This window comes from Paenibacillus sp. M-152 (genome assembly GCF_003856555.1).
In the GTDB taxonomy this organism is placed as follows: Bacteria; Bacillota; Bacilli; order Paenibacillales; family Paenibacillaceae; genus Paenibacillus; species Paenibacillus polymyxa_C.
In genome coordinates this window covers 1,124,624-1,136,832 of record NZ_CP034141.1, presented here as the reverse complement: position 1 = coordinate 1,136,832, position 12,209 = coordinate 1,124,624, and the positions used below count along the sequence as shown (strand labels likewise).

Sequence of the window (12,209 nt, the reverse complement as noted above, 5' to 3'; positions counted from 1 at the left end):
CAGTTAATAAATTTACAATCTCCAACATCATTGATGGATCTTATTCAGAACATATTAAGAATCGTCTGTTGTTCTTGATCGGGCACTTGCTTGGTAGTGAGAATAGTACGAATTAGCTCTAACACCTCTGTATTAACCGCATTATAAACGGTGTCATTTTTATGACTTTGAAGTTGATTGATCCGATTTCGAATCTGCTGACTAGGGTAAACAACCCCCTCCATATGTTGTTTGTAATCCCCATTTCGATTTTGTGCAATAAGCGCTGCTGCAAAACCTTCCTCCAGACGCTCAAGTGTAACTTTGCGTGTAGTTTGCTGCTTACTTAGCCACTTGTCCGCTTCTGTTAAAGAAGAACTGGTATTAACAGAAAAAGTGGAGATAGTCGGATATCTTTCTTTCATCAGCTGTCCAAGTACTTTTCTCGGACCTAATTCTAACGCAACGGTAATACCGTTCTGATATAAAAAATCCATCGTATCTGTCCAGCGTACGGGGCTTATCATTTGCTTGTACAGCAAGTCATAAATCGAGAATTCATCATGTGGTAAGGCTGTTACATTGGAAACAACCGGCCATCTTCCCTTACGTAGTGGGAATTTCTTTAGTTCTACTGCAAGTTTATCTGCTGCAGGCTTCATCAGAGTACTGTGAAAAGGCCCGCTTACTGTTAAATAGTTAACCTTACTATGTTCTAGACGCTTGATTTGCTCCACTATTCGAGCCATAGGTTCTGTATGTCCCGATAGCACGTACTGATTGTCCGAATTGTGACATGCAATAGATATAACATCACGATCCGTAGATATCTCTTGACATAAGCTCTCCAGAATAGAAGCAGAAACATTCGCAACAGCAGCCATAGTCCCTACCCCGTTAGCTGTAGCCTGCTGCATGAGCATTCCTCGTTTTCTCACGATTTGAAGTCCATCTTGAAAAGAGAAAAAACCGCTGCACACCAATGCTGAATATTCTCCTAAACTATGCCCGGCTAACAGTTGAGGTTCCAGTTCCAGTATTTCTCTGCTAGCATAATATGCAGCAAGGCTGGCAGTAAGTAAGGCTGGTTGGGCATTCATGGTCTGAAGAAGCTCTTGGGGATCTCCCTCAAAACAAAGTTTTGAGAGTTTTACACCTAAAGTATCATCCGCTTCTTCGAATAAACGCTTTACCACATTAAAATTATCCCATAGTTCTTTACTCATTCCTACATATTGCGAACCCTGCCCAGGAAAAATAAAAGATACTTTATTCATCTGAAAACCTCTTCTCCAGTGAGCTTCCTGAATATGTGTACTTTTAAAATTTAACTTCTGTTGCAAGTTATAACCTTTGTAGTATTAAAGCAGAAATTTATGACCGACATAATTAATGAAAAAAGGAATCATTTAAAAATAAATTAAATCATATGTAATCACCGTGTACTAGCATTTAATCAGCTTGTATTAATAATTTATAAATCGTTATTCCAACCCATGTTCTACTCCTTTTACGAATTAAAATAACGATTTATTTCAACAAAGTCAATGAATAAGTCAACCTCCAAATGTTACATTTTTGTAAATAAAAGGTCGTAAAATGTAGGATTTTGTTGATTGTCATTACATAAAGTCGTTTTCTTGAAAGAATAGCTTTTTTCATTATTTTCACTACATAAAAATAAATAAAATTAATTTATGCAATTGTTAAATATTTTTAAAAGATTGATATAAATACATTCTTATTGTATTTTCACATTTATCCAAATTATGATAATACAATCTTTTTTTGAACCTTGCTCTTAAGCTCAGATTACTCTACATTTGAAAAAATAAATTAAAGACACGACATGAGTCAGATGTCCTTTATTCCATAAAGTTGCTGCTTAAATCATAAATACGATGTAACAATTAAATAACTCGAATATAATTTTAGAAATATGCGCACGAAAAAAATCTACAGATTTTACCAACTGATGAGTTTTGCAGTCTTCCACTGCCGCTCGCTTAGTCTTGAAAAAGTCTGTAGATGTGATAGATATTGCTATTCGCTTTACTAAAATCATTTCCCACTCAAGTTCTAGTTATAATCCTCCCAATAGCGATACTTCATTTCATTTTCACCTTTGGTGACGATGATCATGTTCTCCACATGCCCAGTTTCTTTATTTGTTCGGTAGATCATGGTACGGGTTTCTCCCTCACCGGGGACAGAGAACAGCACCTTGTCACTGATCATGCCGCCACCAATGCCGACAACGTGTTCTCCCCAGCCGGAGGCTGCGCCCGAACCTGCTCCACTGACGCCAGTCCCGCGCGACAAAATAAGACCCATTCCATAACCGGTAACGGTCTGGGCCGTTTTACCTAGAGCGTGCTCTCCAGCTGATTGAGTATGCTTTTGGACCCAGTAATCGTATTTATCCGTATTTTGCTCATAACTTATAATATTTCCTTTTTTATCTATAGATATATCCGTTTTGCTTCCATCTTTACCTGTCAGTTCAGTGACGGCAACAAGAGAATCGGATGTGATCTTGGAGATCGCTCCTGTATTATAATCTGTACGGATAACCGAGTCCTCGTATTGCAGCCGCAGGACATTCATCTGGTCGTGGATCTTCTGCATGACCTGCTTGTCGCCGATGGTCTCTGCGTTTTTCAATAGTTCCTCATATTGATGATATTTATCCGCGTCTGCCTGCTCCCACTCGTCTATATTTTGGGGTGAATCCACGATATCTCCAGTATGATTTCCACCCTCTCCGCTGCCCGCCAGCGCTGCACTGGCGTTCATCGCTGCTGCCAAGGCTGACCAGAAGCCACGTGTGCTCCCACCATCCGCATTTCTAAACTTCAAAGCAATGCTTTTTAGCTCAATTTCAATGGATTGAACCTTATTTAATATAGAAGAAAGCGTATATTTAGCTGTACGATAGTCATTATAAAAACGATTTCTCTCCATACCATCCCACTGGCTGTGAAGGTGGTTCATTGTGCTATCCAGACCGTTTAGCTGGTTATACAGTATGCCGTGGGCATTGGCAAATTGGGAGGCCACGTTATCCAGCTGCTCCGGTGTGACTTGGATTTTTGTCATGGTGATCACATCCCATCTTCGAAAATAGGAGATAGACATTATAGTTTACAGTAATCCTTATTTCATATTGTAAGCTATAGAGGTCGGACATTCATGAGGATTTATACGTATTTGTGTATTCAGAAGCAGTTCCTTTGATATAATGAATCCATATGAGTTTATTTCGACAATATATTATTGAAAGTCAGGTGTAAGGACATGTCAGACAAAAAAATTATTTTTTTCGATATCGACGGTACATTACTGGACGATGACAAGAAAATGCCGTTAACCGCCGAAAAAGCTGTCTTTGCTTTGAAAGAGCATGGACATGAGGTAGCCATCGCAACAGGACGTGCACCTTTTATGTTCAAGGATATCCGTGAGCAGCTAGAAATTGATTCCTACGTTAGCTTTAATGGGCAATATGTCGTGCTTCGCGGGGAAGTCGTCGCTACCAATCCGCTGAATCGTGAAGCCTTGCAAGCAATGACCGATCTGGCACTCACCCATAATCACGCTCTCGTATATATGGATCATCTGGACATGAAAGCCAATATTCCTAACGATGAACTTGTGGAGAAATCGGTCCAAACACTTAAGGCCAAGATTTCGGTTGGGTACGATCCACTCTATTTCCATGGGAGAGATATTTATCAGACGCTGTTGATGTGTACGGCAGAAGAAGAGCCTTACTATGAAGCGGTGTTCAAAGCATTTGACTTTGTACGCTGGCATCCAAGTTCAGTGGACGTTGTCCCTCACGCTGGCTCTAAAGCAAAGGGAATCCGCGAAATTACGTCCAGACTGGGCATTGCCGATGAGAATCAATACGCTTTTGGCGATGGATTAAACGATGTGGAGATGCTAACAACTATACATAACAGTGTCGCGATGGGGAACGGTTGTGATGAAGCCAAAGCCGCTGCTAAAATGGTCACAAAACGCGCAGATGAAGACGGAATTTTATACGGACTGCAAAAGCTTGGTTTGTTAAGCTAACTGGATTGCTGACGGACTGGGCATGTTTCAGGAAAAATTAAGTCGGTTTAATGACTTAGATATGAGAAAATAGGAGGTTGTCGTTGGTATGGAAACGGAAGGCTTACGCAATGTCGAACAGCTAGCCCTGAAGAAATACAAAATTTACAAGCAAAGCCTGCTCCGGTATTTGGCGCGTTCCATGCTGGCGAGTATGTTTATCGGATTCGGCGTCATTGTCGCCTTCAAGACGGGCAACTTTTTTTACATGGAGCATTCTCCATTCACTTATCCCATGGCGGCGCTCACGTTCGGGGCAGCCATCATTCTGATCGCGTACGGCGGCGGGGATTTGTTTACTGGCAACACCTTCTATTATACCTATGCTGCACTCCGTAAAAAGCTGCGCTGGGGTCAGGTGCTGCGGCTATGGACTGCCAGCTATGGAGGTAACTTGTTAGGTGCTGGGGTTTTCGCACTCCTTATATACCTGACAGGGCTGTTTGACTCCTCCAGCGTGAACAGCTTTCTGCTGAGCGTGGTTGAGCATAAAATGGAAGCGCCTGCAATGCAGCTATTCTTCCGCGCTATTTTGTGTAATTGGCTGGTCTGCCTCGCCTTTTTTGTACCGATGTTTATGAAGGAAAATGGTGCAAAGATGTTCGCTATGATGCTGTTTGTATTCTGCTTTTTCATTTCGGGATATGAGCATAGTATAGCTAATATGTGTACTTTCGCCATTGCGCTAGTGCTGGATCATCCGGGTACGGTCTCTGTCGCTGGCGTCATCCATAATCTCGTTCCGGTTACGCTTGGGAATCTGGTGGGTGGCGTGCTGCTTATGGGGGTTATGTACTATTCGGTCAATCTCCCGTTTTTGGACGAGGAGGAACACTAAAAAAGAAGCCGTGGAACCTAAGTTCCATGGCTTCTTTGCATTAATTTCGAAAAATTGCGTATGCAGTGTCTGCAGATGCTTCTTTGCTGTTTATTCTGCTTGAGCAGGAAAATGAATAAATTCCTCCAACTCCTTGAACAGCTTTTTGGGATTGACGTTGTCAGGTACAACCAGAGTTAGCGGCTCATCCAGCTTGAGCACATACATGCCTAAAATGGATTTGGCATCTGCCATGCCGCTTTTGCCATGAATCCAGATGTCATACGTATAATTGGATACGATTTGATTGATCTTCTCAATATCCTTAACGTTTTTTACCTTGATGGGTGTCATCATTGCACAGCACTCCCCTGCGTTGAATTGGGGCTTACGAAACAAGCCTTAACATCACTATACCCTATTTATAAAGAACGTTGCACAAACTTATTTAGAAAATGACATGCGGCGCGGAGCTGACCTTCCAGTAGCTACCGACCTTTTCAAAATTCACGGTGATTTTCTCGTTCGCCTGCTTGGTTTCTGCCGGATAAGGCACGGTCAGCAGGTAGCTGCGCTTCACCGGAGTCATGGTTACCATTTTCGCCGTAGCCCGGCTGAACTCTAGCAAATTGCCGCCATCTGCGTTCAACTGAGCTAGTCTGCCGTTGACTTCAACGAAAAATTTGCCGACAAATTGCTCACTGGCCTGTTTCGTATAAGCCTGCGTTAGATAGTTGATCAATTTGGTCTTCGTACCGATGTCCTCGGACAAATAGCGGTAGCTTTTACCGTTCAACTGGAACGCTTGGCCCAACGATTTGCCACCGCTGATGGCATACTGATAACGAGACTGCGCCTCCAGCACAAGCGGAATCGCACTCTCATGGTTCAGCTTGTCCAGCTGGGTTGGATTCACGCTAGTAGCTGTAGCTGCGGCTGGCGCCGAAGTAGATGGCTGCTGCGGCTTGGACGGCTTGGCAGTCGATGGTACAGACGGAGCTGCCGCTGGTGCTACCGACGCGGATGGGCGCGGTGATGGTACAGACGGAGCTGCCGGTGTGGCCGCTTGGACGGAACCTGCGGCTGGGGCAGTTGTTGCTGGAACTGACGGCGCTTGTGCAGGGGCTGGCGTCGCAACAGACGCTGATGCTGCTGGTGCAGGCACCTGGGTCGGTACAGTTGCTGACGGGACGGCAACACTCGGTTGCGCCGCATTCGCGGGACTGGTCACAGCGGGTGCAGCAGCGGCGACCTGTGCCGCGCTCAAAAGTGTGGCCGCAACACATAGTGCGGATAGTTTCGTATTTATTTTCATACTCAAATACACCTCCATAATCATATGTCTGCATAAACTGCACACGTTTCTATTATAAGAATTTCGGTGCTCGATTAGGTTGCTAAATTGTTTCTATTTGCCTTTTTTTGTTCATTCTGCACGAAGTTTGTCCGTATTTGCCGGGAGCGTAGGTTCTGACCGTTTCTTCTGCTTTGCCTCGATCTCTTCCAAGGATCGTGACATTTGCTTCACAGAACGGTCCAGCTGCTCCAATCTACGGTTAAGGGTGACGAGAATGTATTTTAACAGAATCAGGCTTAATGCTGCAGGGAATCCGACATTAGTTACGAGCTCGAACATGCTTTCAGTCGTTAAAGAACTCACAGATTCCGCCTCCTTTATCATACACATGTATTACCTTTGTAAGAACTAGCGTTCCCATTTATATGGAAAACATACGTTCCCCTCTGCACCCATAACAAAAAGAGCCCCGATTAGCATGGAGCCCTTTCTGATTATATTCATTTAACTAGTATTCAACCCACTACCGAGCTGCATATCAAGGAGTGTATATGTTCGGCTGCTGGGGCTTGGACATCCCTTCTCCCAGATAAAATCCGGTGTGCGGGGGCTGATTATAGGCTACGTTTTGCCAGGCCACACTCAGGCGATACACCGGATCATGCATAAGCGTGTAGAATCGGTGTTCTGACTCGTAAGGTGTTGTGTAGATACGCAGCGCCGAATTATCACTTTTGCGCCAAATGACTTCCTCCCGCCAGTCACCGAACAGATCAGCCTGCAACGACGGTGTTCCTTTGGTTCCGTTATTGGAACTCGTCCCTGTGGCCGTAAGCAAGTTGGAAGTCGTCGAGTTCGTATAGTTCCACTTGTCAATTTTACCAGCGCTTGAGGAGGTATGATCCAGCAGTTCACGCAGCAGATCCCCATCCCACCAGATACCAAAATTAATAGAAGACGGCGTCGTGTTGGTAATGAGCTGCCCCTGGGCTGAACGTAATCCGATGCCTGGTGCCCATTGCTCATTCCCCTTCGTACGCGGATCAATGTCTGCCGACATGCCTCGTCCGGTATCCTTGCCTGTTTTTACGCCCCATAAAATGTTGCCATTGCGCGGATCGTACATGGCTGCTCCGTAGGCGGCATTTTTATCCTCGTTTACCTTAAATACTTCATATCCTGAACGGTCCGGGTCCAAATCCCCGACATGAAGCGCATCTCCATGTCCCATTCCCGTGTTAGCCAGCTTCGCTCCGTTATCGTCTACAACCAGTGAGCCATACACGATCTCATCCTTATCATCTCCATCCACATCTGCCACACTCAAACTGTGATTCCCCTGTCCAGCCGTCCCGGCATTGGTGGAGCTGTTGCTGTCAAAGGTCCAGCGGCGGCTTAGATTGCCGTTCCGCCAATCATATGCGACTAGAACAGTACGCGTGTAGTAACCACGTGCCATCACTATGCTGGGTCTCACGCCATCCAGATAAGCAACCCCGGCGAGAAAACGATCCACACGGTTACCATAGTTATCTCCCCAACTGGACACCGTTCCGCGCGGTGGCACATAGTCAATCGTACTAAGAGCCTTGCCTGTATCACCTGAGAACACAGTTAGAAACTCGGGGCCTTTCAAAATATATCCACTCGTGTTGCGATGATCAGCCGAAGCCTCGCCAATCTTTACACCTGTACCATCTACCGTGCCGTCTGCTGTCTTGCATATAACCTCTGCTTTACCATCTCCATCAAAATCATAGATGAGAAATTGCGTATAGTGTGCACCAGCCCGAATGTTCCGTCCCAGATCGATTCGCCATTTGCGTGTTCCATCAAGCTCATATCCGTCCAAAAATACATTTCCCGTATACCCGGATTGCGAATTATCCTTAGAATTGGAAGGGTCCCATTTCAGCACAATCTCATACTCGCCATCCCCATCAAGATCCCCCACACTGGCATCATTGGCATTATACGTGTAGTTCACATGATCCGGAGTTGTACCTCCCGCAGGCTGCTGTATGGGAACGTCCAGATAGTTGCTGTTCCATGCCTTTACCGCTGGAGAAGCGGCCTGCTCTGCTCCGTTAACCACGGCACGAACGGTATACGAAGATGATGTCGTACCTGCCTTGTCCAGGAAGTTGGTTCTCGATGTAATCGGCGCATCGTTCACCTTGCTTGCCCCTCTGTACAGATTGAAGCCAACCGAATCCGCTTCCGTACCCAATAAACGCCAGCTCACCAGTACACCCTCTGGTACCTTCACTGCGACAGTTCCCCTGTTCAGCTTCTCCATTTGCCTTGTAGAGGCAGCTGAGATTGGGCTATCCATCGGAGTGACCACTCCACACAACATGACACCGAGACAGAGCAATACAGCATGCCGAAACCTTTTGTTCATCTGATCATTAGCTCCTTTCATGGTTTGTATTTTCAATAAATTTATTTTATCTGACTGATAAGTTATTGTTGTTTAAATCTTATGATAGCGCTTACATAAATGTAAAGGGACGAATTCGTCCTTTTTGTTCAAAAATCCGGGCTAATACTTTAAAAATCAGAGGTCCATGAATAATCGTTCCTCGTCAGCTATGCTTTGGATATCCTCTGAGCTAATACTGATATATTGATAGCCTTCTGCCTGTTGTTTTTTCAATGCCAGTTCCTTCATAAAACGTGGGCTACCCTCTCCGGCATCCTCGTCATACACAAGCAATAAACCGTCTGTTTTGCGGAAAAGGAGTTCATCCCGTGCCTTGAGTTGCCATATTCCCTGATACGGCTGGCGGCTAACTACTCCCACATAGTCAACTTCGGCACAAATCTGCTGAAAGTATTCCTTTTTATCCTCCTTCCATTTTTCCTCCATATTTTGATAAGCCATCATAATAGAGCATTTTAGGTCGGGGTATTGCTGTTTTAATGCAATGACGACCTCGCAAGCCCACAAGTCCACCCCGTATTGGCCGGGGGTAATCACCCATTCCAGCCCATCTTCGATCAGGGGAATCAGCCTGCTTGTAATCGCCTTTTTAATGTATGGAATGCCTTCGTGCTTTTGACTGAAAATATTCAGCTCATGGGCACGATAGCCAGAAACGAGCAAGTTTTTCATCATCTCATCGTCCTTCTGAAATTATCATAAAGATTATTGTAAAAACGAACCTCTGCCCTATGGGCTAAAGAAGGTTCGTCTTTTGGGAATTTAGTATTCAATCAAAATTACTTTATGATGCTTAATGAATTCCTATCAAGCCCGCATATCACCCCTTGGAGTTTACACGCCGATCTTGAATTCTAACATTGCTACTCAACACACCAGCATCGCTACTTATTTTGAACGACGGGTAACTAGGATCTGCCTCTAGCCGCATTTTGCTATCGAACTGCTGCTCCTGCTGCCGATCTACCCAAAAAGAATAAGAATCGGACTGAACTGCTATATCGGTTGCATTCGGTGCATCGATCACCAAGATAACAAGTACGCCGTTGCATCCACAATCTTCTGTATCATAAAACAACTTGAACATGCCTGGCCGTCCTGAAAGGACCATCGCTAGCCTTTCAACCGACAAGGAATCCAACTCTAAATGTATACTCATGAAATGAACTCTCTCCTTTGTAATTGAGATGTTTGGACATATTTGGACTCAACAACTTCAAAAAGTCTAAATATAAACTATATTTTCATTATAATCATCTCAAAACTTTAAGTACAAGGAGATCATTAATGATGGCATTTATAAAAGAAACCGTTTGTTTCTTCGCGGAGATTCTGCTGAATGCACATCTCTAACTTGTTCCTTTGTGCCAACGATTCAAATCCACCCTTACATTTGTATTAATTTGTTTGGTATTTATCAAGTTTGAACCATTTTTGAAATTCACTCTGGCTAATTTTTTTAACAGATTTCACCTTTTTGCTGTCCATGGAGTATCTGTATAATTTCTTTTGATCAGATGGATACTCACTTATATAGTCTAAACTTTTTCCATCTTTATGCCATAAAATCAGGCCGGTGCTAATATAATCCGTTTCTCTAGGAAGATATATAAAGCCATCCTTCTTCGTATTATAAATGGCTAGGGAGCTGCTTGATGTATCACCGAACGAAAAGGCAATTTGATCTTCTTTTGGTGACCAATTATAAGCAGTAATGGATTCTACATTTTTTTTGCCTTTAGCCTTTAATAGATCATTTACAATGGTAGATTTTCCGGTTGTAAGATTGATTAGTAATAACGTATCGCCTGCACTACGCTGTGCCTGTATAGCCAACCATGTATTAGAAGGAGATAATACTGCACTCGATATATCACGCAGTTTATCATTATATCCATCTGTTTTAAGGGTGTAACTCTTTTCTCCTTTTTTGATCGTTATGGATGTAATGACACTTTTCTCAGAACTCGGAACATTTTCCAGCTCGACTTTTTTTGCCAATAACGTAATGGTTTTTTCCTTCCACATCACTTGATCTGGAGTCTCGTTCTTTTTAAACTTAGTTATGGACTGATACACAGATGGATTTACAGCATGAACCGAACTTTGAACATAGGGATTAGAATGCAACGTACGATTAGCATTGACAATAGAAAAGCCACTTACACTTCCCACCATCACTATACCCGACAGGAAAGCAATAGCGTATTTTAATGTTAGACTTTTCATTTTAATTGCTCCTTTTGTAGTAGGTTTATTGTTCTTAGGATTCATTATAGAAAGAGAAAGGATGCGTTGATCTAAACATGAACAAAACAGCTAAATTTATTTCTATTCTTATATTTTCTGCGAGTACTATGTGTATTAGGTTTTTCACCCGATAATATGGTATACCTTCTATTTTGAAAAGGATAAAGATAATGGATGGACAATTGTTTCCATTGACTGATTAATCATTCGAATCGAAGAGAAGACGTACTGATAAAATCAGAACGTCTTCTCTCCTTTAAAATTTATTTGAACAAGTTCTGCAGCAAGAAGCGTACACAAGAAAACCAGCTAGTGTTTGTCATGAGGGTCCACTTGTACAGGGAAAATAAAACATTAGACTGGCACACCTAACTTTGAAAAGCTTTTATATACCAAGCGTCCATAGCAGAGTGTTCAGAACCTGGTAGAGGTTCATGTAAAAGTGTGAATCCAAACTTTTCATATAATAAACATGCAGTTTTTAATTCATGCATTGTTTCTAAATAGCATTTTTCATAATGTTTAGAAGCAAAAGACGAAGCTGTTTCCATAAGTTTCTTGGAAAGCCCTAAACCTTGAGCTTTTGGACTTAAGTATAGCTTTTGTAATTCGCAAACTTTATCATGTTCGTTAAACGGCGCTATACCAATTCCACCAACAACTTCTCCCTCCATTTCTACTACCCAATAGTTCGCATGTTTTAAATTATTATAGTATTGGTGTAGGTCATTAAGTTGAGGGTCAAAATAAGCTGTTCCAGGAATCGCTAATCCAAGTGATTTTAATGAATCTTGTATAATTTCTTTTACTTTTGCATTGTCTTCTTTTTTCATTTCTCGAATAACCATATACGATCTCCTTCAATTAAATCTAAAATTCGGGAGCATACTGCCGGTAGTCCTTTCGGTCTGTGGTTCAGTATTTCAGTTCGTGATTCGCCGGACAAACGAACATATTTCGCTCGGCGTCAAAGGTGAATTTCCACTTTGGAAACAATCCTTGCTTGGGATGAAATCTCCGGTGAGCAATCACCGCAAGGTCTTCCAGCTTTAAAGTCCTTTGCAAATTGACGTTGTTAAATAACCCGAATCAAGTGCTACGGCTTCGACCTTAAATTCAAAGCGTTTTTGCTGGCGGCCAAAAGCGACAAATAGGGCACGTATCCAAAGAAAACACTTTATTTTCTTTCAACACAACTAACATACTAACAGAAAAACACGCCAAGGACATGGTCGTGTTTTTCTAAAAACTGAACGGTATGATCGTTTAATATGGTATATTTTTTGTGACCATGCAATGAT

12 protein-coding genes and 1 pseudogene are annotated in these 12,209 nt (G+C 42.9%); 2 read left to right on the top strand and 11 right to left on the bottom strand.

Annotation, left to right across the window (positions count from 1 at the left end; genetic code table 11):
- Positions 1 to 44: 44 nt before the first annotated feature.
- Entirely contained in the window at positions 45 to 1,256 is a 1,212-nt protein-coding gene (gene fabD / locus EGM68_RS05185; protein ID WP_129548764.1) for an ACP S-malonyltransferase, read from the bottom strand.
- Positions 1,257 to 2,058: 802 nt separating this feature from the next.
- Positions 2,059 to 3,078 carry a WXG100 family type VII secretion target gene (locus EGM68_RS05180; RefSeq protein ID WP_129548763.1) on the bottom strand — a complete coding sequence of 340 codons (1,020 nt, stop codon included), beginning with the start codon at positions 3,076 to 3,078 and terminating at the stop codon, positions 2,059 to 2,061.
- Between the two features lie 198 nt (positions 3,079 to 3,276).
- On the opposite strand from EGM68_RS05180, the gene EGM68_RS05175 reads away from it, so the two are divergent.
- Both EGM68_RS05175 and EGM68_RS05170 read left to right on the top strand, forming a co-directional pair.
- Positions 3,277 to 4,059 (top strand): Cof-type HAD-IIB family hydrolase, encoded by a 783-nt coding sequence (locus tag EGM68_RS05175; protein WP_129548762.1) that lies wholly within the window; start codon positions 3,277 to 3,279, stop codon positions 4,057 to 4,059.
- An 88-nt stretch (positions 4,060 to 4,147) separates the two neighbouring features.
- Positions 4,148 to 4,936 (top strand): formate/nitrite transporter family protein, encoded by a 789-nt coding sequence (locus EGM68_RS05170; protein ID WP_013369604.1) that lies wholly within the window; start codon positions 4,148 to 4,150, stop codon positions 4,934 to 4,936.
- A 90-nt stretch (positions 4,937 to 5,026) separates the two neighbouring features.
- Here EGM68_RS05170 and EGM68_RS05165 read toward each other — a convergent pair whose 3' ends face one another.
- The 9 genes and pseudogenes from EGM68_RS05165 to EGM68_RS25985 all read right to left on the bottom strand — a co-directional run.
- On the bottom strand, positions 5,027 to 5,272 hold the full coding sequence (locus EGM68_RS05165; RefSeq protein ID WP_016819915.1) for an HPr family phosphocarrier protein: 246 nt from the start codon (positions 5,270 to 5,272) through the stop codon (positions 5,027 to 5,029).
- A gap of 91 nt (positions 5,273 to 5,363) precedes the next feature.
- Complete coding sequence (locus EGM68_RS05160; protein ID WP_129548761.1) at positions 5,364 to 6,230, bottom strand: DL-endopeptidase inhibitor IseA family protein; 867 nt, start codon at positions 6,228 to 6,230, stop codon at positions 5,364 to 5,366.
- Positions 6,231 to 6,341: 111 nt separating this feature from the next.
- Positions 6,342 to 6,575: a hypothetical protein gene (locus EGM68_RS05155; RefSeq protein WP_129548760.1), complete on the bottom strand. Its 234-nt coding sequence runs from the start codon at positions 6,573 to 6,575 to the stop codon at positions 6,342 to 6,344.
- 175 nt (positions 6,576 to 6,750) lie between these two features.
- A complete protein-coding gene (locus EGM68_RS05150) occupies positions 6,751 to 8,616 on the bottom strand; it encodes a rhamnogalacturonan lyase (protein ID WP_481855222.1) in 1,866 nt (621 codons plus the stop codon).
- A 156-nt stretch (positions 8,617 to 8,772) separates the two neighbouring features.
- Positions 8,773 to 9,333: an SLOG family protein gene (locus tag EGM68_RS05145; protein WP_025679708.1), complete on the bottom strand. Its 561-nt coding sequence runs from the start codon at positions 9,331 to 9,333 to the stop codon at positions 8,773 to 8,775.
- 145 nt (positions 9,334 to 9,478) lie between these two features.
- Positions 9,479 to 9,817, bottom strand: a complete 339-nt coding sequence (locus tag EGM68_RS05140) for an iron-sulfur cluster biosynthesis family protein (protein WP_107734970.1) — start codon at positions 9,815 to 9,817, stop codon at positions 9,479 to 9,481.
- Between the two features lie 239 nt (positions 9,818 to 10,056).
- Complete coding sequence (locus EGM68_RS05135) at positions 10,057 to 10,887, bottom strand: hypothetical protein (protein WP_025679705.1); 831 nt, start codon at positions 10,885 to 10,887, stop codon at positions 10,057 to 10,059.
- A gap of 389 nt (positions 10,888 to 11,276) precedes the next feature.
- Positions 11,277 to 11,756 carry a GNAT family N-acetyltransferase gene (locus EGM68_RS05130; RefSeq protein WP_025679703.1) on the bottom strand — a complete coding sequence of 160 codons (480 nt, stop codon included), beginning with the start codon at positions 11,754 to 11,756 and terminating at the stop codon, positions 11,277 to 11,279.
- Positions 11,757 to 11,826: 70 nt separating this feature from the next.
- Positions 11,827 to 12,067, bottom strand: a pseudogene (locus EGM68_RS25985) (IS5/IS1182 family transposase); the annotation flags it as partial.
- Positions 12,068 to 12,209: the final 142 nt, after the last annotated feature.

Coding starts and splice junctions, on each gene's coding strand:
- EGM68_RS05145 (WP_025679708.1), bottom strand. CDS start 9,333: ATGATGAAAAACTTGCTCGTTTCTGGCTATCGTGCCCATGAGCTGAAT.
- EGM68_RS05170 (WP_013369604.1), top strand. CDS start 4,148: ATGGAAACGGAAGGCTTACGCAATGTCGAACAGCTAGCCCTGAAGAAA.
- EGM68_RS05165 (WP_016819915.1), bottom strand. CDS start 5,272: ATGATGACACCCATCAAGGTAAAAAACGTTAAGGATATTGAGAAGATC.
- EGM68_RS05150 (WP_481855222.1), bottom strand. CDS start 8,616: ATGAACAAAAGGTTTCGGCATGCTGTATTGCTCTGTCTCGGTGTCATG.
- fabD (WP_129548764.1), bottom strand. CDS start 1,256: ATGAATAAAGTATCTTTTATTTTTCCTGGGCAGGGTTCGCAATATGTA.
- EGM68_RS05160 (WP_129548761.1), bottom strand. CDS start 6,230: ATGAAAATAAATACGAAACTATCCGCACTATGTGTTGCGGCCACACTT.
- EGM68_RS05175 (WP_129548762.1), top strand. CDS start 3,277: ATGTCAGACAAAAAAATTATTTTTTTCGATATCGACGGTACATTACTG.
- EGM68_RS05180 (WP_129548763.1), bottom strand. CDS start 3,078: ATGACAAAAATCCAAGTCACACCGGAGCAGCTGGATAACGTGGCCTCC.
- EGM68_RS05135 (WP_025679705.1), bottom strand. CDS start 10,887: ATGAAAAGTCTAACATTAAAATACGCTATTGCTTTCCTGTCGGGTATA.
- EGM68_RS05130 (WP_025679703.1), bottom strand. CDS start 11,756: ATGGTTATTCGAGAAATGAAAAAAGAAGACAATGCAAAAGTAAAAGAA.
- EGM68_RS05140 (WP_107734970.1), bottom strand. CDS start 9,817: ATGAGTATACATTTAGAGTTGGATTCCTTGTCGGTTGAAAGGCTAGCG.